This is a genomic window from Pseudomonas paraeruginosa PA7 (assembly GCF_000017205.1).
GTDB lineage: Bacteria > Pseudomonadota > Gammaproteobacteria > Pseudomonadales > Pseudomonadaceae > Pseudomonas > Pseudomonas paraeruginosa.
On sequence record NC_009656.1, the window covers coordinates 6117873 to 6139944 of the forward strand.

Genomic DNA, 22072 nt, shown 5'->3' on the forward strand with positions numbered 1-22072 from the left:
AGAAACTCTCTATGAAGTATTCCTCGATACTCCTGTTGTCCCTGAGTCTGGTCGGTGGCACCGCCTTCGCAGGCGACGACACCCGCGCGGCCATCGGCGGCGCCTTGGGCGGGGTGTTGGGTTCGGTCGTCGGCGATGCGGTCGGCGGCAGCACCGGCGCCGCGATCGGTAGCGGCATCGGTGGCGCTGCGGGCGGCGCGGTCGGCGCCGGACGCGGCAACAAGACCGAAGCGGCGATCGGCGGCGGCCTCGGCGCCGCGGGCGGCAACGTCATCGGCCGGCAGATCGGCGGCAGCACCGGCGGCCTGATCGGCGCAGCCCTGGGCGGCGCCGGTGGCGGCGCGCTGGGCAACCATTATGGCGACGGCAACCGCCGCTACGACGACGATGACGACTACCGCGACCGTCGCTACTACCGCCGCGCCGGCTATCGCGACGGCTACTACCGCCACGACAACGGCCATCACTATGGCCAGTACAAGAAGTGGAAGCGCCACAAGCATCATCGTCGCTACTACGACGACTGATCCTCGCCGCTCCATCCAGCACAAAGGCCGGGCCACCAGGTCCGGCCTTTGTGCGAACGACCGTATTTCATTCCCGATTGATCGATGAGGCACGCACGATGCGTAAATCTCTCCTGGTAATCGCGCTCGCCCTGCTGAGCGCACAAACCGCGCTTGCCGGCGACTCCACCAAGACCGCCGTCGGCGGCGGCGTGGGCGGCGCCCTGGGCAACGTGGTCGGTGGCGCCATCGGTGGCAGCACCGGCGCGGCGATTGGCGCCGGCCTGGGCGGCGCCGCAGGCGGTGCGATGACCGCCAAGGACGGACGCAAGACCGAGGCCGCCCTCGGCGGTGGCCTGGGCGCAGCTGGTGGTTCGGTGATCGGCGACAAGCTCGGCGGCAGCACCGGCTCGGCGATCGGCGCCGGCCTGGGCGGCGCGGCGGGCGGGGCGGTCGGCAACAACCTGGGCAAGGACAACGACGACGGTCATCGCGGAAAGAAACACCGCAAGCACAAGCATCGTTGATCCCGGCGTTCGCCGGACGCCGAAGAAAAAGCCTCGCGACTGCGAGGCTTTTTCGTTTCTACTGTCCCGTCCTGAATAAGGTTTACACCTCCCATGCCGATTTTCCGGAGAGCTAGATGGAGCAAGGTGTAAAGCGCACACAGCGAGATTACTCACTGTCTTTTAAATTGGCCGTCGTTGATCAGATCGAAAAAGGCGAACTGACCTACAAGCAGGCCCAGGTGCGGTATGGCATCCAGGGCCGGTCGACGGTTCTGGTATGGTTGCGCAAGCATGGTCGGCAGGATTGGAGCCAAGGGGCGTCGATTCGAGCCGAGAGGAGTTGCGCGATGTCTGACCCCAAAACGCTCACTCCAGAGCAGCGGATCAAGGAGCTTGAGCAGCAGCTTGAGTTGATGAGCCAGAAGGCTCAGTTCTTCGAGACCGTCGTTGATGTCCTGAAAAATGATTACGGTGTATCGGTCGTAAAAAAGCGATCCGGCAAGTCCTCTCGCAAGGTCAAGTCGCAGGACTGAGCATTGCTAGGGCTTGTCAGTTTCTTGGCATGAGCCGACAGGCTTACTACAAGCGCAATCGAGCTGCTGATAGCAAAGCACGCCAGGCAGATCGGGTTGTCGAATTTGTTCAACAAGTCCGGATGCGTCAGCCACGACTAGGCACGCGAAAGCTGCACTATCTGCTGCATTGCCAACCTGATAGGCAGCTCCAAGTTGGCCGAGACCGACTATTTCAGGTCCTGGGAGAGCGCCGTTTGCTGGTGTTGCCCAAGCGGGCGTATCACAAGACAACACAAAGCTTTCATCGCTTCTACCGCCATCCGAACCTACTCAAGCCAGGCCCGAGCCAGGTTGTCCCGTCAGGACCGGAGCACGTTTGGGTGGCGGACATTACTTACTTGCCAGCCAGTAGTGGCCCGCTGTACCTAAGCCTGGTAACGGATGCGTATTCCAGAAAAATTGTTGGCCACCATGTGCATGAAAGCCTGCATGCCGAGTCAGTTGCACAAGCCTTTAGGCAGGCCCTACGCAAACGGCAGCGTCGCCAGTCACTGGTCCATCACTCGGATCGCGGTATTCAATATTGCTCGGCACTGTATCAGTCACTGCATGCACGGCATGGCGTCCAGTGCTCGATGACTGACGGATATGACTGCTACCAGAACGCGCTAGCTGAGCGCATCAACGGAATCCTCAAAACAGAGCTGCTGCTGAGTAGCCCTGAAAATCTGGAGCAGGCAAGGAAGATGGTTGCTGAAGCCGTGCAGATCTACAACACAGAGCGGCCTCACATGGCCCTGAAAAACAAAACGCCCGAGACGGTACATCGGGCGTTTTGAGGCATATCGGCCTACCTGAGCAGGTGTAAACCTATTTCAGGACTAGACATACCGTTCGTCAGCCTTTCGGCGGCGGCGACGCCTTCAGTTCGTCGCGAACGATCAGGACGCCTCGCGGCGCCTCGATCCCGACCCGAGCCTGATTACCGATGATGTCGGTGACCAGGATCCGGATACCGCCTTCGCGCAATTGCCGAATCAGTTCCTCCGCCGGGTAGTCGGCCTTGAGGGACAGGGTGATGCCTTCGCCTTCTCGGCGGGAGAGTATCAGGAAACCCATGTTCCGCGTCCTTGCCAGTCGTAGCAGGGGCAAACCGGCCCCTTTGGTGAATGAAATGGTGTGGAGGGATGGTCACAGAACATTGTCCCAGCGTCGAGACTGCAAACGTTCAATCAGAAATGTCCCATCCCCAGCTTCCCTATCGCCTCCCCACGCTGCCTGGATTGTCGCACCGGGCCCGCTTTGCTAGCGTGCCCGATATCAATCCAGCCAGAGATTTCCACATGCGCCCGTCGTTCGCCAGCTGGGGCCTGCTAGCCGCCCTGCTCCTGCCCGGCCCGCTGCTCCAGGCCCAGCCGCTGTCCCCGGCCCTGCAGCAATTGCTCAGCCTGAGCAGCCAGCGTTTGCAACTAGCCGATCAGGTAGCCCTGAGCAAGGCGCAGTCGGGCAAGGCGGTGCAGGACAGCCCGCGCGAGGAGCAGCAGCTGCAGATGCTCGCCGGTCAGGCCGCTGGCCATGGGGTCGACGCGGAGCAGGTGCGCCTGCTGTTCGCCGCGCAGATCGAGGCGAACAAGCTGGTCCAGTATCGCCTGCTCAGCCGGCCGCTGCCCGGGGCGGGCCAGGTGATCGACCTGGAGCCCATCCGCGAGCGCCTCAACCAGCTCAACCTGGAACTGTTGCAGGGCTATGCGCCGGCGCTCGCCGAACTGCGCGGCGACGATTGCCGGCCGCGACTCGACCAGGCGCTGCAGCGGCAGATTCGCGAAGACCGCCTGGACGACCTGCACGCCATCGCCCTGTCACGGGCGGCGGGCGACATCTGTCACTGGGCCTCGCCCTGAAGCACGGCCAGCGCTTCCCGTAGCCGCAGGGGGATGGCCTGCGGGCGACTGCCGTGGCGTTCGACGAAGACGTGGACGAAACGCCCGGCCGCGCGGGCCTCCCGCTCCCCTTCGAGAAACAGTGCCAGTTCGTAGTGCACGGAACTGTTGCCCAGCCGCGCCACCCGCAGGCCCATCTCGATGCGCTGGGGAAAGGCCACCGGGGCGAAGTAGTCGCAACTGGAGCTGACCACCAGGCCGATCACCTCGCCGCCATGGATATCCAGGCCGCCGCGCTCGATCAGGTAGGTATTCACCGCCGTATCGAAGAAGGCGTAGTAGGTCACATTGTTCACGTGGCCGTAGATGTCGTTGTCGTGCCAGCGCGTGGTGATCGGCTGGAAGTGGCGGTACTGCTCGCGCAGCGGTCGCCCGGGAGTCGTCATGCCCATTCCTCGCTGAAGGGGCTCAATAGGCCGCGCGGTAGATCGCCAGGGCATCCGCCTCGCCGACCTCACGCGGGTTGTTGACCAGCAGGCGCTGCTGGAGCATCGCGTCGGCGGCCAGGCGTGGCAGCGCCGCCTCCTCCACCCCGGCGTCGCGCAGCCGGCTCGGAAGCCCGCTGCGCGGGCCGAGCCGGGCCAGCTCGTCGATCAGTTGCGCGGTCAGCGCATCGCGATCACCCGGGCGCAAGCGTTCGCCCAGCAACAGCGGCGCCAGTTCGGCATAGAGTTCGCTGGCGGCGGGCGCGTTGAAGCGGATCACCTCCGGCAGCACCAGCGCGTTGCTCAGGCCGTGGGGGATATGGAAGTGTCCGCCCAGTGGATAGGCCAGGGCGTGCACCGCCGCCACCGGCGCATTGGCGAAGGCCTGGCCGGCCAGGCAGGCGCCCAGCAGCATGGCCTGGCGTGCCTCGCGGTCACCGCCGGCGCGGACCGCCCGGTCCAGATTGGCCGCCAGCAGGCGCAGCGCTTCCCGCGCCAGCAGGTCGGAGAGCGGGTTCTTCTTCAGCCTGCTGGTATAGCTCTCGATCGCATGCACCATCGCGTCGATACCGGTCGCCGCGGTGACCGCCGGCGGCAAGCCGAGGGTCAGGTCGGCGTCGAGCAGCGCCAGGTCGGGCAGCAGGTAGGGCGAGACCACGCCCATCTTGGTGGTCTCGCCAGTGGTGACGATGGCGATCGGCGTCACCTCGGAGCCGGTGCCGGCGGTGGTCGGCACCTGGATCAGCGGCAGGCGCGGCCCGCGCGCGTTGCCTACCCCGAACACGTCGCCCAGGCCCTGCCGCGCCTGGGGGTGGGCGAGCAACGCGACCAGCTTGGCGACGTCCATCGAACTGCCGCCGCCGAAACCGACCACCAGCTCGGCGTCCAGTGCCCGCGCCCGCTCGAGCGCGGCCTCGACCACCGCCTCGGGCGGATCGGCGAGGACCTGGCCGTAGACCTCGACGGCCAGCCCCAGGCGCGCAAAGCCGGGCAGCACGGCATCCAGCAGGCCGAGCCGGATGATCCCCGGGTCGGTCACGATCAACACGCGGCGCGCGCGGCGCTCCTGGCAGAGCTCCGCCAGGCGGACGGCGGAGCCGGCTTCGCAGAGTATCTGCGCGGTGGTGGCGAAACTGAAAGGCTGCATATCGATCTCCCCGGGCGTGGCGCCCATCAGAACGAGAAGTGCTCCTCGGGCAGGGCCATCAGGCACTCGGCGCCGCCGAGCAGCGCCTCGCGGTGCATGCTCGCGCGCGGCAGGATGCGCCGCAGGTAGAAGTCGGCGCCGCGCAGCTTGGCGCGGTAGAAGTCGCCTTCGGCGGAGCCAGTGTCCAGGGCCTCCTGCGCACGCGCCGCGGCCTGCAGCCAGAGCGCCGCCAGCAGCACGTAGGCGCTGTACTGGAGGAAGTCCACCGAAGTGGCGCCGATTTCCTGGGGATCGCGAGCGCAGGCCTCGAGCACCTGGCCGGTGAGCTGCCGCCACTCCTCCAGGCGTTGCAGCACCGGCTCAGCCAGCGGTGCCAGCGCAGCACGCCCTTGCAGCGCCTCGCTGGCCGCCGCCAGTTCGCCCTGCAGGGCCAGCAATTCGCCGCCCTGATCGCCGAGCAGCTTGCGGTGGACCAGATCGAGCGCCTGGATGCCATTGGTGCCTTCGTATATCTGGGTGATGCGACTGTCGCGCATCAATTGCTCCATGCCCCATTCGCGGATGAAACCGTGACCGCCATAGACCTGTACGCCGAGGCTGGCGACTTCCTGGCCGACATCGGTAAGGAAGGCCTTGACGATGGGGATCAGCAGCGCTGCACGGCGCGTCGCCGCGCGCCGGCCGTCGGCATCCGGATGGCCGTGTTCCAGGTCTAGCTGGCGTGCGCAGCAGGCCGCCAGCATGCGGCAGCCTTCGACCAGGGTCTTCTGGGTCAGCAGCATGCGCCGCACGTCGGGGTGCACGATGATCGGGTCGGCGACCTTGTCCGGTGCCTGCGGGCCGACCAGGGCGCGCGACTGCAGGCGCTCGCGGGCGTAGCCGAGGGCACCCTGGAAGGCCCGTTCGGCGATGCCCAGGCCCTGCAGGCCGACCTGGAAGCGCGCGTCGTTCATCATCGTGAACATGCAGGCCAGGCCCTGGTTCGCCTGGCCCAGCAGCCAGCCCCTGGCGCCGTCGAAGTTCATCACGCAGGTGGAGGCGCCCTTGATCCCCATCTTGTGCTCGATGGCGCCGCAGCCCAGGCTGTTGCGCTCGCCCAGGGAGCCGTCGGGACGGGCGATGAACTTCGGCACCAGGAACAGGCTGATGCCCTTCACCCCCGCCGGCGCGTCCGGCAGGCGCGCCAGCACCAGGTGGACGATGTTCTCGGTGAGGTCCTGCTCGCCACCGCTGATGAAGATCTTGCTGCCGCTGATCGCGTAGCTGCCGTCGGCGCGGGGCTCGGCGCGGGTGCGCAGCAGGGCCAGGTCGGTGCCGGCCTGGGGTTCGGTCAGGCACATGGTGCCGGCCCATTCGCCGCTCACCAGCTTGCCCAGGTAGTCGCGCCGCAGCGCCTCGTCGCCGTGCTTGTAGAGGGCCAGCACAGCGCCCTCGGTGAGGCCCGAGTAGACACGAAAGGACAGGCTGGCGGCCATCAGCATCTCGTGGAAGCAGGCCGAAACCATCTGCGGGAAGCCCTGGCCGCCGTATTCGGTGGGCCCGGTCATGCTCGCCCAGCCGTTCTCGCTGTACTGCCGGTAGGCCTCGCGGAAGCCGGTCGGGGTGCTCACCACGCCGTCCTTCAGCTTCGCGCCTTCCTCGTCGCTGTTGCGGTTGAGCGGCGCCACCACCTGGCTGGTGTAGCGCGCGCCCTCCTCGAGCACGCCGTCGATCAGCTCGCGATCGATGCCGTTGCCCAGCAATTCGCAGTGCGCGCCGACATCGAACAGTTCGTGGAGCACGAAGCGCATGTCGCGCAGCGGAGCCTGGTAACTCATTTCAGCGTGCCTCCCGCAGGTCGGCGAAAGCCCGGCCCTCGCCGGCCAGGCGTTCGATCAGGGCCGCCGGCTTCCAGCGCGCGCCATGGCGCTGCTCGAGGAAACGCAGGCGTTGCAGCAGCCCGGCCGCGCCGAGGCGGTCGGCCCAGGCCATCGGGCCGCCCTCCGCGGCGGGGAAGCCGTAGCCGTTCAGGTACACGGTATCGATATCGGCGCTGCTGGCGGCGATGCCCTCGTCGAGGATCTTCGCCCCTTCGTTGACCAGCGCCAGCAGGCAGCGCTCGAGAATCTCGGCGGCGGCGAATTCGCGCCGCGCGTAACCCAGCCCCTCGGCGATCCGCACCACAAGGGCGTCCACCTCGGGATCGTGCTCGGCCTGGCGACTGCCCGGTGCGTAGCGGTAATAGCCGGCGCCGCTCTTCTGGCCGAAGCGGCCCATCTCGCAGAGACGGTTGTCCACCTGTACCGCCGGTTGGTCCTGGCCGACTCCGGCCAGCTCGCGGGCGCGCCATTCGAGGTCGATGCCGACCACGTCGTACATGCGGAACGGCCCCATGGCGAAGCTGAACTCCTGCAGAACCTGGTCCACCTGATGCGGCAGGGCGCCTTCCAGCAGCATCAGGCGGGCCTCGGTGGCGTAGGGCTCGAGCATGCGGTTGCCGATGAAGCCATGGCAGTTGCCGGCCACCACGCTGACCTTGCCCATCCGCTCGCCGAGCGTCAGGGCGGCGTCCAGTACCGCCGGGGCGGTTTTCGCGCCGCGCACGATCTCCAGCAGCTTCATGATGTGCGCCGGGCTGAAGAAGTGCAGGCCGAGCACCTGGCCAGGGCGGCCGGTGACCGCGGCGATGGCGTCGATGTCCAGGTAGGAGGTGTTGCTGGCCAGTACCGCGGACGGCTTCAGCGCCGCATCCAGTTCGCGGAAGATCGACTGCTTGAGTTCGAGATTCTCGTAGACCGCCTCGATCACCAGGTCCGCCTCGCGCATCGCGGCGAGGTGCTGCACCGGCGTGATCCGTGCGCGACGCACGGCCGCCTCGTCCTCGTCGATGCGTCCCTGGCGCACATTGTGCGCGTAGGTATCGGCCACGGCGCCGAGCGCCTGGTTGAGCATCTGCGGGTTGCTGTCCAGCCAGAGCACGTCGAGCCCGGCGTTGGCCAGGCAGATGACGATGCCGCGGCCCATGGTACCGGCGCCGATCACTGCGGCCTGGCGGAAGGAGAAACTCTGGCTCATGGTCTTGTCCTCATTATGGCGAGCGCAGGAGAAACGCCGGACGAAACCTGAGGCAGTCCAGCCGCACAAAAAGCGACCACTACCTTAGGGGAAGGTCGTATTATTTTTGAAATTTAGTCTTGTGATATCTGGAATTCAGCCAGTGAATATCCAAACCTTCGATCTCAACCTGCTGCGCGTGCTCGACGCCCTGCTGCGCGAGCGTAACGTCTCGCGCGCCGCGGAGCGCCTGGCGCTGAGCCAGCCGGCGGTGAGCAACGCGCTGAACCGCCTGCGCGAACTGCTCGACGATCCGCTGCTGGTCCGCGCCGGTCGGACCATGCAACCAACACCTCGGGCGCTGGCACTGGAAGCACCGATCCGCGCGGCGCTGCGGCAGATCGAACAGAGCCTGGGCGATGGCGAAGGCTTCGATCCGGGGCGCAGCCGGCAACGCTTCACCGTGGCGGTGACCGACTACGTCGAGCTGATCTGCATGCCGAGCCTGATGCGCCGCCTGAGCGAACGCGCCCCGGGAATCTCCATCGCCATCCAGCACCTGGCCCCGAGCCTGCCGGCCGAAGCCCTGGACAAGGGCGAACTGGACCTGGTGCTCGGCCGCTTCGAAGGTATCCCGGCACGCTTCCAGCGCCGCCACTGGGCCAGCGAGACGCTACGGCTGATCGCCCGGCGCGGGCATCCGCTGCTGCCGCAGCCCCCCGACCTGGCCACCTTCCTGGAATTGCAGCACCTGTGGGTCCACGGCGGGCAGACCAAGGGCATGGTCGACCAATGGCTGGGCAGCCAGGGACTCAAGCGGCAGGTCGTCTACACCACGCCGAATTACCTGCAGGCGGCGCATATCGCCGCCTACAGCGACCTGGTCGGGGTGCTGCCACGCCAGTTGGCGCATCACTTCGAACGCCTGCTGCCGCTGCAAACGTTCGACCTGCCGTTCGATCTCGGGCCCTTCCACCTCGAGCTGGTCTACCTGGCCCAGCGTGAACGCGACATCGCCCTGCAATGGCTGGTGGAGCAGATCCGCCAGGTCAGTGCCAGCGGTCCCGGCTAGCCGCGCGTCCCCACTCTCAGAAGCGGTCGCGGACGACCAGCTCTTCCCGCGGCAGCTTGCCGGTGCGCGGCCAAGGCTCCACGGCCTTCCTGCCGACCGCCACCATCAGGCCGATCACATGGTTGTCCGGCAGGTTGATCAGCCGGGCCACGGCGTCGAAATCGAAGCCATCCATCGGACACGAGTCCAGCCCCTGGCCGCGAGCGACCAGCATCAGGGTCTGCGCCAGCAGGCCGCAGCTGCGCATGGCCTCGTCGCGCTGCACCTGGGGCTTGCCGCGGTAATAGGTTTCGATGGCCCCGGCCATGAAGGCCTGCACGGCCTCCGGAGCGCCATCCCAGACCCGCTGGGCATTGCGCTCCCAGCTGTCGAGCCGGGCGCAGACCACCACCAGCATTGCCGCATCGGTGACCTGTGCCTGGTTCCAGGCCACTTCGCGCAACTGTGCACGCAGTTGCGGGTCGCTGACCTCGACCAGCCGCACGTGCTGCAGGTTGAAGGCGGAAGGGGCATGCAGGGCCAGGTCCAGGAGATGGTCCTTCTCTTCGCGGCTCAAGCTGAAGGAAGGGTCGTAACCCTTGATGGCACGGCGGCTACGGACGGCTTCTTCGATATGCATGGGCTAGATCCACTACGGGGGGAAACAGAGCGCCGGACGAGAGGCCGGCGAAGGAGAGCCACGATACATCCGGCGCGGGGTGGAGCAAAGGGTGGTCCGGCCTAGGACATTCACGATAAGGCGGACCACTCCTCGAATAATCCGACGATCACCCACAGCAGCTGCTTACAGAATCAATCCTAAGATTATTCCTAGGAGGGAATTTTCTTTAGGAATTGTCCTATATTCCACTCCAATGCCAGCCACTGGAAGAGGGCCCCTTCCAGCCGTGCCAGGCAGAAAAAGGATGTATTCACCTAGGAGTCAAGGTCATGAACAGGATGGGCCGACTGGCTTTGTTCAGTCTTCTTGTAGGAATTTCCAGTAATCTTTTCGCCGACAGCATCAGTGGGGTCATCTACTTCACGGGTGCCATCGTCGAGCCGCCGTGCTCGATGAACGCCTCGCAGCAGGGCGAGTCGCGAGGTAGCTTCCGCCTCAGCGGTTGCCCCATGCATGCGCGTACCGCTGACGTCAGCATCCGCTCCATGCGCACCGGCGAGGTGCGCAGCCTGCAGCCCAGCGACCTGAGCCTGGGCGGCCGGGATTTCTCGGCGCGCTACGACCTGGCCGCCAGTTACCGCCGTCCGGGCAGCTACCTGGTGACTGTCAGCTATCCCTGATGAACGGCCATGAAAAAACCGCCCGAAGGCGGTTTTTTCATGGCCTACGAAACAGCTTACAACTGCGGACCCGCGGCCTTGATCGCGTCGGAGACCTCGAACTTCTTGAAGTTCTCGATGAACTGCCTGGCCAGGCCCTTCGCCGCCTCGTCGTAGGCAGCCTTGTCGGCCCAGGTGTTGCGCGGGTTGAGCAGGTTGGTCTCGACGCCCGGAACGGCCTTCGGCACGTCCAGGTTGATGATGTCCAGGTGCTCGGTTTCCGCATCGACCAGCGCGCCGCTCTGGATCGCGGCGATCACGCCACGGGTGGTCGGGATGTTGAAGCGCTTGCCGACGCCGTAGCCGCCGCCGGTCCAGCCGGTGTTGACCAGGTAGACCTTCGAGCCGAAAGCCTTGATGCGCTTGATCAGCAGCTCGGCGTAGACACCGGCCGGACGCGGGAAGAACGGGGCACCGAAGCAGGTGGAGAAGGTCGACTTGATGCCGCCGCCGGAACCCATCTCGGTGGAACCGACCAGCGCGGTGTAGCCGGACAGGAAGTGATAGGCCGCCTGCTCGTTGTTCAGGATCGACACTGGCGGCAGCACGCCGGTCAGGTCGCAGGTCAGGAAGATCACCGCGTTGGGCTCGCCGCCGAGGTTCTTCTCGGAACGCTTCTCGACGTGCTCCAGCGGGTAGGCGGCGCGGCTGTTCTGGGTCAGGCTGTCGTCGGCGTAGTCGGGTACGCGCTCCTCGTCGAGGACCACGTTTTCCAGCACGGCGCCGAACTTGATGGCCTTCCAGATGACCGGCTCGTTCTTCTCGGACAGGTCGATGCACTTGGCGTAGCAACCGCCCTCGACGTTGAACACCACGCCCTCGCCCCAGCCGTGCTCGTCGTCGCCGATCAGGTAACGGCTCTCATCGGCCGACAGGGTGGTCTTGCCGGTGCCGGACAGGCCGAAGAACAGGGTCACGTCGCCCGCTTCGCCGATGTTGGCGGCGCAGTGCATCGGCAGCACGTCGCGCTCGGGCAGCAGGAAGTTCTGCACGGAGAACATGGCTTTCTTCATCTCGCCGGCATAGCGCATGCCTGCGATCAGCACTTTCTTCTGGGCGAAATTGAGGATCACGCAACCGTCGGAATTGGTGCCGTCGCGCTCGGGCACGCACTCGAAGTTGGCGACATTGAGGACCTGCCACTCGTCCTTGCCGGCCGGATTGTACTGCTCCGGCTCGATGAACAGGCAACGGCCGAAGAGGTTCTGCCAGGCGGTGGCGGTGGTCATCTTGACCGGCAGGTAGTAAGCCTCGGCGGCCCCTACATGAACATGGGAGACGAAATGGTCCTGGGCGTTGTTGAAGGCTTCCACGCGGGCCCACAGCGCATCGAACTTGTCGGCCGGGAACGGGCGGTTGATGTTGCCCCAGGCGATGGCATCCTTGGTGCTCGGCTCTTCGACGATGAAACGGTCGACCGGCGAACGGCCGGTGCGATGGCCGGTGCGAACGACCAGCGAGCCGTTGGCGGCCAGTTCGCCTTCACCGCGGCGAATGGCTTCTTCTACCAGTTGGGCGGCGCTGATATCGGTGTACACGGCGTTGTTGGCTTGCGTCATGTGGTTCCCCGTCGGCCAGAGGCCGAGTCCTCCAAACTTCGTAGCGCTTCAAAAAAATCACTACAGGAAAAAAGTTGCGGGATTATGCCAGAAAAGCCCGCTGGATGAAAAACCGTCAGTGGCGTGTCGCGGAGGGCCCCTGGCTGCCTGCGCCGGCGAACAACTGGGCGACATCGGAGGCATCGAACAGGTAGCGCTGGTTGCAGAACTGGCAGTCGATGGTGATCGCCCCCTCCTCTTCCTCGAGCAGCCGCTCGCAGTCGGCCTGCCCGAGACTGACCAGGGCGTTGGCCGAACGTTCCCGCGAGCAACTGCAATGGAAGACCAGCGGTTGCGGCTCGAACAGGCGCACGGTTTCCTCGTGGTAAAGGCGGTGCAGGACGGTCTCGTTGTCCAGCGCCAGCAGCTCCTCGGCGGTCAGGGTGTCGGCCAGGGTGGTCAGGTGCTGCCAGCTGGCCTCGCGGGCCTCGGGATCCTTCAGGCGGTCGGCGGGCAACTGCTGCAACAGCAGGCCACGGGCGCGGCGACCATCGGCATTGAGCCAGAAGCGGGTCGGCAGCTGTTCCGAACTGGCGAAGTAGTTGGACAGGCATTCCGCCAGGTTCACCCCTTCCAGGGCGACGATGCCCTGGTAGCGCTGCCCCTTGACCGGGTCCACGGTAAGGGTCAGCACGCCTTCGGGCATCAGTTCCTGCATGCCGGCGCCGGCGCCGATGGCCTCCGCCGAATAGCGGGCAAGGCCGCGCACCTGACGGTCGCTGGAGCATTCCACCATCAATAGCGGCACCGCGCCGCTGGAACGCGCCTGCAACACCAGCAGGCCGTCGAACTTGAGCGTGCCACAGAGCAGCGAGGCCGCTGCGAGCATCTCCCCGAGCAATTGCGCGACCGGTTCCGGATAGGGATGCTTGGCCAGGACTTCGCTGTAGCTACGCTCGAGGTCGACCATTTCACCGCGCACGTCGGTATCGTCGAAAAGGAAACGCTGGCTCTGATCTGAATGGGACATGCGGGACACAACGCTACGAATGAGGGAATGACAAGTGAGTGACAAAGGCCTATAAAAGCGCGCTTCGTGACAGTCGTACGCCGACCCGGCGCCGATAGGGGGAAACGATTCTATGGATAATGCCTCTCCGTTCCAAGCGGCCTGGCAATGGCGCAAGTTCGCCACCTGTCATCTTCTGGCGCTCCTGCTGCTGGTCCTGTGGCTCTGGGGCCCCACCCGCGAACTGATGAACGGCTTCGATTTCTGGCTGTTCGACAGACTCAACGGCTCCCTCGCCCTCAACGAAACCTGGCTGAAGCTCTGGGGCCTGCTCAGCACCCGGCCGTTCGACGCGGTGGTCGGGGTGATCCTGCTCTGCCTGCTGGTCCGCGGCGACTGGCTGGTGCCGGCCAGCCAGGTGCGGCGACTGACCTTCGGCTTCATCGTGACCCTGCTGATCCTCGTGGTGATCCGCGTGCTCTACGCCAAGCTCGCCCACCACCTGCACTGGCAGCACGCCAGCCTGTCGATGCTGATGGACAACGCCATCCACCTCAGCGACCACTTCCCTGACTGGGAGCGCGTGTGGGAAATCAAGGACCGCTCCAAGCGCAGCTTCCCCGGCGACCACGCTTCTGTGCTGCTGATCTGGGCGCTGTTCATGTCGCTGTTCGCCCGCCGCGCCGGCCAGCTCCTGCTGGTCTGGACCCTGGCCGTGCTGTTCATGCTGCCGCGCCTGGTGGCCGGCGCCCACTGGGGCCAGGACGACTACATCGGCGGCCTGCAGATGGCCCTGCTGGCCCTCGCCTGGGGTTGCTACACGCCGCTGGCGGCCACGGCCAGCGCCTGGCTGGTGCGAACCACCGAGCCGCTGTTCCGTCTGCTGGCGAAACTGCCGCTGATCGGCCGCCTGAGCGCGATCCGCGACTCCGCCTGAGTCTTCGCCGGTCTCCCCTCCCGGGCAAAGGCCGGCGCCCTTCAGGTCATTCCTGGCCGCCGCGCAGCTGATGAATCTGCCGCCGCTGTTTCTTGGTCGGCCGCCCATCGGTCTGCACGCCCAGCGCCCCAGCCTTGCGCAGCGCCGCCGCCTGTTCGCGCCGCTCCAGGCTCGCCGGGGTTTCCTCATAGAGCGCCTGGGCTTCCGGCGCGCCACGGCGGACTACGGAAAGCGCGCGGATCACCACGGTCCGTTCGTCGAAGCCCGTACGAATGGTCAGCTCCTCCCCCGGCCGGGGCTCCTTGCTCGGCTTGCAGCGCTCGCCGCCGCAATGCACCTTGCCGCCCTCTATCGCGGCCTTGGCCAGCGCCCGGGTCTTGAAGAACCGCGCCGCCCAGAGCCACTTGTCCAGGCGCACCTTGTCGTCGTCTTTCTCGCTCACTGCCGTTACCCGTCTCCATTGCGCCGTTGTCTCGCGGCTGTCACAGACAGCCGCTAGGTTCGTCTCGGCAACCGCGGGGCCGTCTGGCGGCCGCCCATAGCCCTGCTAGAATGCCGGCAAAACGCCTGGAATGCCTACCCGTGAAGACATTCGACCAGCTTTCCGTCATCGGTCTGCGCGAGTGGATCGCCTTTCCCGAACTGGGCATGGTCGGGCTGCGTGCGAAGATCGACACTGGCGCCAGCACCTCCAGCCTGCATGCCTCGGACATCGTTCCCTTCGAGCGCGACGGCGAGAAGTGGGTACGCTTCACCGCCCACCTCGGCACCCTGGTGCAGCGCCGGCACCGTTGCGAAGCGCCGATGGTCGCGCGCAAGACCATCCGCAGCTCCAACGGCCAGGCCCAGACCCGCTACGTGATTCGCACCACCCTGGCGCTGGGCGACCGCATGTGGCCGGTGGAATTCACCCTGGCCTGCCGCAAGTCCATGCGCTACCGCGTGCTGCTCGGCTCCAAGGCGCTGATCGCCGGGCAACTGGTGGTCAATCCGGCCCTGGCCTATGTCCAGGACCGCCCCGAGTCGCCAGCGGCGCTACCCGCCGTGAACGGTATCAACCTGCTCGACGGGAGTCCGGCTTGAGCCATTCCCGGAGCGCGCCTGTCAAACCTCCAATCCTTTTCGAAACGGCAGGCCCCGCGCTTGCCGCAACGACCACCCTCATCCTCGCCGTCGCTGTCCGCCAGCCGGTCCAAACCATCCACAGGTGCTGAATGAAAATCGCCGTGCTGTCGCGCAACCCCCGGCTCTACTCGACCCGCCGTCTGGTGGAAGCCGGGCGGGAGCGCGGTCATGAAATGGTGGTCATCGATACGCTGCGCGCCTACATGAACATCGCCAGCCACAAGCCGCAGATCCACTACCGGGGGCAGCCGCTGGAAGGCTTCGACGCGGTGATCCCGCGGATCGGCGCCTCGGTGACCTTCTATGGCTGCGCGGTGCTGCGCCAGTTCGAGATGATGGGGGTGTTCCCGCTCAACGAGTCGGTCGCCATCGCCCGCTCGCGAGACAAGTTGCGCTCGCTGCAACTACTCTCGCGCAAGGGCATCGGCCTGCCGGTGACCGGCTTCGCCCACTCCCCGGACGACGTCCCGGACCTGATCGAGATGGTTGGTGGCGCACCGCTGGTAATCAAGCTGCTGGAAGGCACCCAGGGCATCGGCGTGGTCCTCTGCGAAACCGAGAAGGCCGCCGAGTCGGTGCTCGAGGCATTCATGGGACTCAAGCACAACATCATGGTCCAGGAGTATATAAAGGAAGCCGGCGGCGCCGACATCCGCTGCTTCGTGGTCGGCGACAAGGTCATCGCCTCGATGAAGCGCCAGGCAGCGCCCGGCGAGTTCCGCTCCAACCTGCACCGCGGCGGCAGCGCCAGCCTGATCAAGATCACCCCGGAAGAACGCATGACCGCCATCCGCGCCGCGCGCGTAATGGGCCTGAACGTCGCCGGGGTGGATATCCTGCGCTCCAACCACGGCCCGCTGGTGATGGAGGTGAATTCCTCGCCGGGCCTGGAAGGCATCGAGTCCACCACCGGCAAGGATATCGCCGGAATCATCATCCAGTACCTGGAAAAGAACGGCGGCCCCCACCTGGCCAGAACGAAGGGAAAGGGGTGAGCCGGGCTTTCGCAACGCATCGCGTTGCGCCGGCGAACGACCGGCCACGGATGGCCGGGCCGGGGGTTCCGACCGGCACGATGTCCCGACAGGAGGTCAGCCCCGATCCAGCGCAAAGCACCACGTCGTCCCGGCGAACGAGCAGCAGCCAGCCTCGACAGAACGCCCACGCCACGCTTGAATGAAGCACCGCCGCAACCGATGCCGGAAACCCCGCCGAACCCTTGGCTCTTCCGGCACTCGAATCCTTTCCTGACGCTTCACGGAACCGCCGCATGACTTCTCGTCCCTCCTCCGACCAGACCTGGCAGCCCATCGACGGCCGGGTGGCGCTGATCGCGCCGGCCTCGGCCATCGCTACCGACGTGCTGGAGGCGACCCTGCGCCAACTGGAAGTGCACGGCGTGGACTACCACCTCGGCCGCCACGTCGAAGCGCGCTACCGCTACCTCGCCGGCACCATGGAGCAACGCCTGGAGGACCTGCACAACGCCTTCGACATGCCGGATGTCACGGCGGTCTGGTGCCTGCGCGGCGGCTACGGCTGCGGCCAGTTGCTGCCGGGACTGGACTGGGGCCGCCTGCAGGCCGCCTCGCCACGGCCGCTGATCGGTTTCTCCGACATCTCGGTGCTGCTCAGCGCCTTCCACCGCCACGGCCTACCGGCGATCCACGGCCCGGTGGCCACCGGCCTCGGCCTGTCGCCGCTGAGCGCTCCGCGCGAGCAGCAGGAGCGCCTGGCCTCGCTGGCCTCGGTCAGCCGCCTGCTGGCCGACCGCGACCACGAATTGCCGGTGCAACATCTCGGCGGGCACCAGCGACGGGTCGAAGGCGCGCTGATCGGCGGCAACCTCACGGCCCTGGCCAGCATGGCCGGCACCCTTGGCGGCCTGCACGCCCCGGCGGGCTCGATCCTGGTCCTGGAAGACGTAGGCGAACCCTACTACCGCCTGGAGCGCAGCCTCTGGCAATTGCTCGAAAGCATCGATGCACGCCAGCTCGGCGCGATCTGCCTGGGCTCGTTCACCGATTGCCCGCGCAAGGAAGTCGCCCACAGCCTGGAGCGGATCTTCGGCGAATACGCCGCCGCCATCGAGGTGCCGCTCTACCACCACCTGCCCAGCGGGCATGGAGCACAGAACCGGGCCTGGCCTTACGGGAAGACCGCGGTGCTCGAGGGAAACCGGTTGCGCTGGTAGGGACGGAGGGCGCTCCCCCTCTGCGCAAGCGCGAGAGAGGGCGGGAACTGCCGCTGGAGCGGCGGCATCCCATCGGGTATCAGGCCGCGCCGCGCGGCAGCAGCAACCCCAGCGGCAGGCAGACCCGCGCCTCCAGGCCACCGCCATCGCGGTTGCGCAGTTCGACGCTGCCGCCGTGCTGGGCGGCGATGCGCTTGACGATCGCCAGGCCGAGGCCGGTGCCCTTGCCGCCGCGCGCCTTGTCGCCGCGAATGAAGGGATTGAAGATGCTGTCCACCTCGGCCGGATCGATGCCCTGTCCACGGTCGAGCACGCTCAGCACCACGTAGGGCGCCGCGCTTTCGCCGGCCACGTAGCTGGCCACTTCCACCGAGCCGCCGCCGTGGTTCAGGGCGTTGTCGATCAGGTTGGCCAGCAGGCGCTTCATCGACACCCGCCGCAACGGCATGGCCGGCACCGGTTGCAGGGCCATGCGCACCTGCTCGCGGGTCTGGTTGAAGGGGGCCACCACCTCGCGCACCAGGTCGGTCAGGTCGCCTTCCTCGACCGGTTCGTCACGGCCGTCGCGGATGAAGGCGAGGAACTGGTCGAGGATCGCGTCCATGTCCTCGATGTCGCGGACCATGTCCTCGACCATCTCCCGCTCGCTTTCCGGCAGCAGCTCCAGCGACAGGCGCAGGCGCGTCAGCGGCGTGCGCAGGTCATGGGAAACGCCGGCCAGCATCAGCTCGCGCTCGCGTCCGCCCTGTTCGATGTCCTCGGCCATCTGGTTGAAGGCGCGGTATACCTCGGCCATCTCGCTCGGCGTCTCCGGCCCCAGCGGCAGGCGCACGCTGCGGCCCTGGCCGAACTGGCGGGCGGCGACCACCAGGCGCTTGAGCGGCTGGCTGAGCTGGCGGACGAAGATCCAGGCGGCGGCGGTGGACAGCAGGCCGATGCCGAGGAACCAGCCGAGCACGCTCCAGATCCGCTGGCCACGCAGTGGATGCGGGTACAGCGGTACCGCCAGCCAGCCTTCGCCGAGGTTCGGCGCGCGCACCCAGAGCTGCGAGGGCTGGTGGATGCGCAGGCGGGTCTGGGTTTCCGGGCCCAGCTCCATCTGCATCTGTCGCTGGAAGATCTCGGTGTACGGCCAGTGCTGCTCGCCGGGCTGGTCGGCGCTGCTCGGCACCCAGCGCAGTCCGGAGGCCTTGGCGATCGCCGCGCGCGACTCCTCGTCGGCGGCCCAGAACGCGCGGATGGTCAGCGCCGCGCCGTGGCTGTACTGGCGGTCGACGATCACGTCCTCGTTCATCAGCAGGTAGACCAGGGTCAGCGCCTTGGAGAACAGCACCACGATCAGCACCAGCCAGAGGGTGCGGGCGAAGAAGCTTTGCGGGAACCAGAGCGGCGTTTTCATCGATCGGACCGGTTGCGCGCCGGCGGACGGGGCCGACGCCTGTTGCGGGTAAGACGACGCGGCCGGTGCATCGCTGCACCGGCCGCGCGGAGGCTCAGGCCTTGCGCGCGTTGCCGTCCGGGACGAACACGTAGCCGACGCCCCAGACCGTCTGGATATAGCGCGGCTTGGACGGATCCGGCTCGATCAGCCGGCGCAGGCGCGAGATCTGCACGTCGATGGAACGCTCCAGGGCGTCCCATTCGCGACCACGGGCCAGGTTCATCAGCTTGTCCCGGGTCAGCGGTTCGCGAGCGTGTTGCACCAGTGCCTTGAGCACGGCGAACTCGCCGGTGGTCAGCATGTGCACCTCGTCGCCCTTCTTCAGCTCGCGGGTGGCGAGGAACAGCTGGTAGTCGCCGAAGGTCACCACTTCGTCGGCCCCGGCGGGGGCGCCCGGCACCAGCGGCGCCTGGCGGCGCAGCACGGCCTTGATCCGCGCCAGCAGCTCGCGCGGGTTGAACGGCTTGGCCAGGTAGTCGTCGGCGCCCAGTTCCAGGCCCTGGATGCGGCTGCCCTCGTCACCCTTGGCGGTGAGCATGATGATCGGCACCTGGTTGTTCTGCTCGCGCAGGCGGCGGCAGGCGGTGAGGCCGTCCTCGCCGGGAAGCATCAGGTCGAGGACCACCAGTTGGAACAGTTCGCGGGACAGCAGGCGATCCATCTGCTCGGTGTTCTCCACCGCGCGCACGCGGTAGCCCTGCTCGTCGAGGAAACGTTCGAGCAGGCGGCGCAGGCGGGCGTCGTCGTCGACGACGAGGATCTTTTCACCTTCGGCCAGGGCGGCAGGGTTCGACATAGAAACTCCCAGAATGAGTCAGACGGGCATTATCGCCCAGGTAGCGGCTGGGCCGGACTGTCCATTGTTAGCAGATTTTTCCCCGACCAGCCGCCCTCCAAGGCGAAACTTGGCGGGTATAATGCGGCGCTTTTGCGGCGGGGCGTTGTCTACACGGCCCGTTTTCGTTCGTTTTACCAGGTGGATCAATGGACAGCATCAACACCCGTATCGCCGAGGAGCTCTCCGCACTGCCCTCCGGCCGCGTTCAACCGCAGCAAGTCGCCGCTGCCGTCGCCCTGCTCGACGAGGGCTCCACCGTTCCCTTCATCGCCCGTTACCGCAAAGAGGTCACCGGCAGCCTCGACGATACCCAGTTGCGCATGCTGGAAGAGCGCCTGCGCTACCTGCGCGAACTGGAAGAACGCCGCGCCGCGATCCTGGCCAGCATCGAGGAACAGGGCAAGCTGACCCCCGAACTGGCCCGCGACATCAAGCTCGCCGACACCAAGACCCGCCTCGAGGACCTCTACCTGCCTTATAAGCAGAAGCGCCGCACCAAGGGCCAGATCGCCCTGGAAGCCGGCCTCGGCGAACTGGCCGACGCACTGTTCGACGACCCGACCCTGGTCCCGGAAAGCGAGGCCGCGCGCTTCGTCGATGCGGAGAAAGGCTTCGCCGATGTCAAGGCGGTCCTGGAAGGCGCCAAGTACATTCTCATGGAGCGCTTCGCCGAAGACGCCGCCCTGCTCGACAAGCTGCGCGTGTTCATGAAGAACGAAGCGACCCTGACCGCCCGCGTGGTGCCCGGCAAGGAACAGGAAGGCGCCAAGTTCAGCGACTACTTCGAACACGACGAGCCGCTGAAAAGCGCCCCCTCGCACCGCGCCCTGGCGATCTTCCGCGGACGCAACGAAGGCGTCCTCAGCGCCTCGCTGAAGGTCGGCGAGGAAGCGCCGGGCACCCTGCATCCATGCGAAGTCATGATCGCCGAGCGCTTCGGCCTGTCCAACCAGGGCCGCGCCGCCGACAAGTGGCTGGCGGAAGTGGTGCGCTGGACCTGGAAGGTCAAGCTCTACACCCACCTGGAAACCGACCTGTTCGGCGAACTCCGCGACGGCGCCGAGAACGAGGCGATCAGCGTCTTCGCGCGCAACCTGCATGACCTGCTGCTGGCCGCCCCGGCCGGCCCGCGCGCCACCCTCGGCCTGGACCCGGGCCTGCGCACCGGGGTCAAGGTCGCGGTGGTCGACGCCACCGGCAAGCTGCTGGACACCGCCACCGTCTACCCGCATGCGCCGAAGAACCAGTGGGACCAGACCCTCGCCGTGCTCGCCGCGCTGTGCGCCAAGCACCAGGTCGAGCTGATCGCCATCGGCAACGGCACCGCCAGCCGCGAGACCGACAAGCTGGCCGGCGAACTGATCAAGAAGTATCCGGGCATGAAGCTGACCAAGATCATGGTCAGCGAGGCCGGCGCATCGGTGTATTCCGCCTCCGAACTGGCGGCGAAGGAGTTCCCCGAGTTGGACGTGTCCCTGCGCGGCGCCGTGTCCATCGCCCGCCGCCTGCAGGACCCGCTGGCGGAGCTGGTGAAGATCGAGCCCAAGTCGATCGGTGTCGGCCAGTACCAGCACGACGTGTCCCAGCTGAAGCTGGCGCGTAGCCTGGACGCGGTGGTCGAGGACTGCGTGAACGCCGTCGGCGTCGACGTCAACACCGCCTCCGCCGCCCTGCTGGCACGCATCTCCGGCCTCAACTCGACGCTGGCGCAGAACATCGTCGCGCACCGCGACGCCAACGGCGCGTTCCGCACCCGCGACGAGCTGAAGAAGGTCAGCCGCCTGGGCGAGAAGACCTTCGAGCAGGCCGCCGGCTTCCTCCGCGTGATGAACGGCGACAACCCGCTGGACGCCTCGGCGGTGCACCCGGAAACCTACCCGCTGGTGCAGCGCATCGCCGCCGACACCGGGCGCGACATCCGCTCGCTGATCGGCGACTCGGCGTTCCTCAAGCGCCTCGAGCCGAAGAAGTTCACCGACGAGACCTTCGGCCTGCCGACCGTCACCGACATCCTCAAGGAACTCGACAAGCCCGGCCGCGACCCGCGTCCGGAGTTCAAGACCGCGGAGTTCCAGGAAGGCGTCGAGAGCCTCAAGGACCTCAAGCCGGGCATGGTCCTCGAGGGCGTGGTGACCAACGTCACCAACTTCGGCGCGTTCGTCGACATCGGTGTCCACCAGGACGGCCTGGTGCACATCTCGGCGCTGTCCGAGAAGTTCGTCAAGGATCCCTACGAGGTGGTCAAGGCCGGCGACATCGTCAAGGTCAAGGTCATGGAGGTGGACATCCCGCGCAACCGCGTCGGCCTGTCCATGCGCATGAGCGACACCCCCGGCGAGAAGGTCGAAGGCCAGCGCGGCGGGCGTCCCGCCGGCGGCGGCCAGCCACGCCAGGAGCGTGGCGCTTCGCGCGGGCAGAGCGCACCGCCGGCGAACAACGCCATGGCCGCGCTGTTCGCCAACGCCAGGCAACTGAAGAAGAAATGACGGAGCCGTCCATGAGCGAGATGCCCGCCCGCGAGCA

General features: G+C 66.6%; 22 protein-coding genes. 11 read left to right on the forward strand and 11 right to left on the reverse strand.

The genetic code is table 11. From position 1 onward, the window contains the following. The first annotated feature begins 11 nt into the window (after positions 1-11). The 3 genes from PSPA7_RS28260 (at position 12) to PSPA7_RS31690 (ending at position 2369) form a co-directional block, all read left to right on the forward strand. Positions 12-527 carry a YMGG-like glycine zipper-containing protein gene (locus tag PSPA7_RS28260; protein WP_012077814.1) on the forward strand — a complete coding sequence of 172 codons (516 nt, stop codon included), beginning with the start codon at positions 12-14 and terminating at the stop codon, positions 525-527. A gap of 98 nt (positions 528-625) precedes the next feature. Continuing rightward, on the forward strand, positions 626-1033 hold the full coding sequence (locus tag PSPA7_RS28265) for a YMGG-like glycine zipper-containing protein (protein ID WP_012077815.1): 408 nt from the start codon (positions 626-628) through the stop codon (positions 1031-1033). Between the two features lie 116 nt (positions 1034-1149). Further along, positions 1150-2369 (forward strand): IS3-like element ISPa57 family transposase gene (locus tag PSPA7_RS31690; RefSeq protein WP_086008397.1). Its coding sequence is split into 2 segments (ribosomal slippage): positions 1150-1498 and positions 1498-2369, totalling 1221 coding nucleotides; the frame shifts between segments, so codons are not numbered across the junction. Between the two features lie 58 nt (positions 2370-2427). Here PSPA7_RS31690 and PSPA7_RS28280 read toward each other — a convergent pair. Further along, positions 2428-2649, reverse strand: a complete 222-nt coding sequence (locus PSPA7_RS28280; RefSeq protein WP_003157066.1) for a carbon storage regulator — start codon at positions 2647-2649, stop codon at positions 2428-2430. Positions 2650-2873: 224 nt separating this feature from the next. On the opposite strand from PSPA7_RS28280, the gene PSPA7_RS28285 reads away from it, so the two are divergent. Then, complete coding sequence (locus PSPA7_RS28285; RefSeq protein WP_003157065.1) at positions 2874-3431, forward strand: chorismate mutase; 558 nt, start codon at positions 2874-2876, stop codon at positions 3429-3431. On the opposite strand, the gene PSPA7_RS28290 is transcribed toward PSPA7_RS28285, so the two are convergent. The 4 genes from PSPA7_RS28290 to PSPA7_RS28305 are packed head-to-tail and all read right to left on the reverse strand — an operon-like array spanning position 3413 to position 8096. After that, positions 3413-3856, reverse strand: a complete 444-nt coding sequence (locus tag PSPA7_RS28290) for an acyl-CoA thioesterase (protein WP_012077817.1) — start codon at positions 3854-3856, stop codon at positions 3413-3415. The two genes, PSPA7_RS28285 and PSPA7_RS28290, sit on opposite strands and share 19 nt — an antisense overlap. Before the next feature lie 22 nt (positions 3857-3878). Beyond that, positions 3879-5042 carry an iron-containing alcohol dehydrogenase gene (locus PSPA7_RS28295; RefSeq protein ID WP_012077818.1) on the reverse strand — a complete coding sequence of 388 codons (1164 nt, stop codon included), beginning with the start codon at positions 5040-5042 and terminating at the stop codon, positions 3879-3881. Positions 5043-5068: 26 nt separating this feature from the next. Next, positions 5069-6859 carry an acyl-CoA dehydrogenase C-terminal domain-containing protein gene (locus tag PSPA7_RS28300; RefSeq protein ID WP_012077819.1) on the reverse strand — a complete coding sequence of 597 codons (1791 nt, stop codon included), beginning with the start codon at positions 6857-6859 and terminating at the stop codon, positions 5069-5071. A gap of 1 nt (position 6860) precedes the next feature. Continuing rightward, complete coding sequence (locus tag PSPA7_RS28305; RefSeq protein ID WP_012077820.1) at positions 6861-8096, reverse strand: 3-hydroxyacyl-CoA dehydrogenase; 1236 nt, start codon at positions 8094-8096, stop codon at positions 6861-6863. A gap of 142 nt (positions 8097-8238) precedes the next feature. Between PSPA7_RS28305 and PSPA7_RS28310 the strand changes: the two genes are divergently transcribed. Then, positions 8239-9147 (forward strand): LysR family transcriptional regulator, encoded by a 909-nt coding sequence (locus PSPA7_RS28310; protein ID WP_012077821.1) that lies wholly within the window; start codon positions 8239-8241, stop codon positions 9145-9147. Positions 9148-9163: 16 nt separating this feature from the next. Here the strand turns inward: PSPA7_RS28310 and PSPA7_RS28315 are convergent, their stop codons facing one another. Then, positions 9164-9766 (reverse strand): nitroreductase family protein, encoded by a 603-nt coding sequence (locus tag PSPA7_RS28315; RefSeq protein WP_012077822.1) that lies wholly within the window; start codon positions 9764-9766, stop codon positions 9164-9166. Between the two features lie 311 nt (positions 9767-10077). Between PSPA7_RS28315 and PSPA7_RS28320 the strand changes: the two genes are divergently transcribed. Then, complete coding sequence (locus PSPA7_RS28320) at positions 10078-10428, forward strand: fimbrial protein (RefSeq protein ID WP_012077823.1); 351 nt, start codon at positions 10078-10080, stop codon at positions 10426-10428. A 56-nt stretch (positions 10429-10484) separates the two neighbouring features. Here PSPA7_RS28320 and PSPA7_RS28325 read toward each other — a convergent pair whose 3' ends face one another. After that, positions 10485-12026 (reverse strand): phosphoenolpyruvate carboxykinase, encoded by a 1542-nt coding sequence (locus tag PSPA7_RS28325; protein WP_012077824.1) that lies wholly within the window; start codon positions 12024-12026, stop codon positions 10485-10487. Positions 12027-12141: 115 nt separating this feature from the next. Next, positions 12142-13035 carry an Hsp33 family molecular chaperone HslO gene (gene hslO, locus PSPA7_RS28330; RefSeq protein ID WP_012077826.1) on the reverse strand — a complete coding sequence of 298 codons (894 nt, stop codon included), beginning with the start codon at positions 13033-13035 and terminating at the stop codon, positions 12142-12144. Between the two features lie 112 nt (positions 13036-13147). On the opposite strand from hslO, the gene PSPA7_RS28335 reads away from it, so the two are divergent. After that, the gene (locus PSPA7_RS28335) at positions 13148-13951 is read left to right on the forward strand and encodes a phosphatase PAP2 family protein (protein ID WP_012077827.1); all 804 of its coding nucleotides are present in this window, start codon (positions 13148-13150) and stop codon (positions 13949-13951) included. A gap of 46 nt (positions 13952-13997) precedes the next feature. Here the strand turns inward: PSPA7_RS28335 and PSPA7_RS28340 are convergent, their stop codons facing one another. Further along, entirely contained in the window at positions 13998-14393 is a 396-nt protein-coding gene (locus PSPA7_RS28340) for an Hsp15 family ribosome-associated heat shock protein (protein ID WP_003151002.1), read from the reverse strand. Positions 14394-14533: 140 nt separating this feature from the next. Between PSPA7_RS28340 and rimB the strand changes: the two genes are divergently transcribed. The 3 genes from rimB (at position 14534) to PSPA7_RS28355 (ending at position 17270) form a co-directional block, all read left to right on the forward strand. Next, positions 14534-15034, forward strand: a complete 501-nt coding sequence (gene rimB / locus PSPA7_RS28345; protein ID WP_003151001.1) for a retropepsin-like aspartic endopeptidase RimB — start codon at positions 14534-14536, stop codon at positions 15032-15034. A 131-nt stretch (positions 15035-15165) separates the two neighbouring features. Next, the gene (gene rimK, locus PSPA7_RS28350) at positions 15166-16071 is read left to right on the forward strand and encodes a 30S ribosomal protein S6--L-glutamate ligase (protein WP_003096254.1); all 906 of its coding nucleotides are present in this window, start codon (positions 15166-15168) and stop codon (positions 16069-16071) included. Between the two features lie 275 nt (positions 16072-16346). Further along, positions 16347-17270, forward strand: a complete 924-nt coding sequence (locus PSPA7_RS28355; RefSeq protein WP_003150999.1) for an LD-carboxypeptidase — start codon at positions 16347-16349, stop codon at positions 17268-17270. A 79-nt stretch (positions 17271-17349) separates the two neighbouring features. Here PSPA7_RS28355 and amgS read toward each other — a convergent pair whose 3' ends face one another. Beyond that, positions 17350-18669 carry a two-component system sensor histidine kinase AmgS gene (amgS, locus tag PSPA7_RS28360; protein WP_003150998.1) on the reverse strand — a complete coding sequence of 440 codons (1320 nt, stop codon included), beginning with the start codon at positions 18667-18669 and terminating at the stop codon, positions 17350-17352. Between the two features lie 94 nt (positions 18670-18763). After that, positions 18764-19507 (reverse strand): two-component system response regulator AmgR, encoded by a 744-nt coding sequence (gene amgR, locus PSPA7_RS28365; protein WP_003096259.1) that lies wholly within the window; start codon positions 19505-19507, stop codon positions 18764-18766. A gap of 188 nt (positions 19508-19695) precedes the next feature. On the opposite strand from amgR, the gene PSPA7_RS28370 reads away from it, so the two are divergent. Further along, a complete protein-coding gene (locus PSPA7_RS28370) occupies positions 19696-22035 on the forward strand; it encodes a Tex family protein (RefSeq protein ID WP_012077828.1) in 2340 nt (779 codons plus the stop codon). The last annotated feature ends 37 nt before the right edge of the window (positions 22036-22072 follow it).

What these genes read in the sequence shown, in the direction of transcription:
- PSPA7_RS28320 (WP_012077823.1), top strand. Translation starts at nt 10,078, where the DNA reads ATGAACAGGATGGGCCGACTGGCTTTGTTCAGTCTTCTTGTAGGAATT.
- PSPA7_RS28305 (WP_012077820.1), bottom strand. Translation starts at nt 8,096, where the DNA reads ATGAGCCAGAGTTTCTCCTTCCGCCAGGCCGCAGTGATCGGCGCCGGT.
- hslO (WP_012077826.1), bottom strand. Translation starts at nt 13,035, where the DNA reads ATGTCCCATTCAGATCAGAGCCAGCGTTTCCTTTTCGACGATACCGAC.
- PSPA7_RS28260 (WP_012077814.1), top strand. Translation starts at nt 12, where the DNA reads ATGAAGTATTCCTCGATACTCCTGTTGTCCCTGAGTCTGGTCGGTGGC.
- amgS (WP_003150998.1), bottom strand. Translation starts at nt 18,669, where the DNA reads ATGAAAACGCCGCTCTGGTTCCCGCAAAGCTTCTTCGCCCGCACCCTC.
- PSPA7_RS28285 (WP_003157065.1), top strand. Translation starts at nt 2,874, where the DNA reads ATGCGCCCGTCGTTCGCCAGCTGGGGCCTGCTAGCCGCCCTGCTCCTG.
- PSPA7_RS28280 (WP_003157066.1), bottom strand. Translation starts at nt 2,649, where the DNA reads ATGGGTTTCCTGATACTCTCCCGCCGAGAAGGCGAAGGCATCACCCTG.
- PSPA7_RS28315 (WP_012077822.1), bottom strand. Translation starts at nt 9,766, where the DNA reads ATGCATATCGAAGAAGCCGTCCGTAGCCGCCGTGCCATCAAGGGTTAC.
- PSPA7_RS28335 (WP_012077827.1), top strand. Translation starts at nt 13,148, where the DNA reads ATGGATAATGCCTCTCCGTTCCAAGCGGCCTGGCAATGGCGCAAGTTC.
- amgR (WP_003096259.1), bottom strand. Translation starts at nt 19,507, where the DNA reads ATGTCGAACCCTGCCGCCCTGGCCGAAGGTGAAAAGATCCTCGTCGTC.
- PSPA7_RS28295 (WP_012077818.1), bottom strand. Translation starts at nt 5,042, where the DNA reads ATGCAGCCTTTCAGTTTCGCCACCACCGCGCAGATACTCTGCGAAGCC.
- PSPA7_RS28325 (WP_012077824.1), bottom strand. Translation starts at nt 12,026, where the DNA reads ATGACGCAAGCCAACAACGCCGTGTACACCGATATCAGCGCCGCCCAA.
- rimK (WP_003096254.1), top strand. Translation starts at nt 15,166, where the DNA reads ATGAAAATCGCCGTGCTGTCGCGCAACCCCCGGCTCTACTCGACCCGC.
- PSPA7_RS28355 (WP_003150999.1), top strand. Translation starts at nt 16,347, where the DNA reads ATGACTTCTCGTCCCTCCTCCGACCAGACCTGGCAGCCCATCGACGGC.
- PSPA7_RS28290 (WP_012077817.1), bottom strand. Translation starts at nt 3,856, where the DNA reads ATGACGACTCCCGGGCGACCGCTGCGCGAGCAGTACCGCCACTTCCAG.
- PSPA7_RS28370 (WP_012077828.1), top strand. Translation starts at nt 19,696, where the DNA reads ATGGACAGCATCAACACCCGTATCGCCGAGGAGCTCTCCGCACTGCCC.
- PSPA7_RS28265 (WP_012077815.1), top strand. Translation starts at nt 626, where the DNA reads ATGCGTAAATCTCTCCTGGTAATCGCGCTCGCCCTGCTGAGCGCACAA.
- PSPA7_RS28300 (WP_012077819.1), bottom strand. Translation starts at nt 6,859, where the DNA reads ATGAGTTACCAGGCTCCGCTGCGCGACATGCGCTTCGTGCTCCACGAA.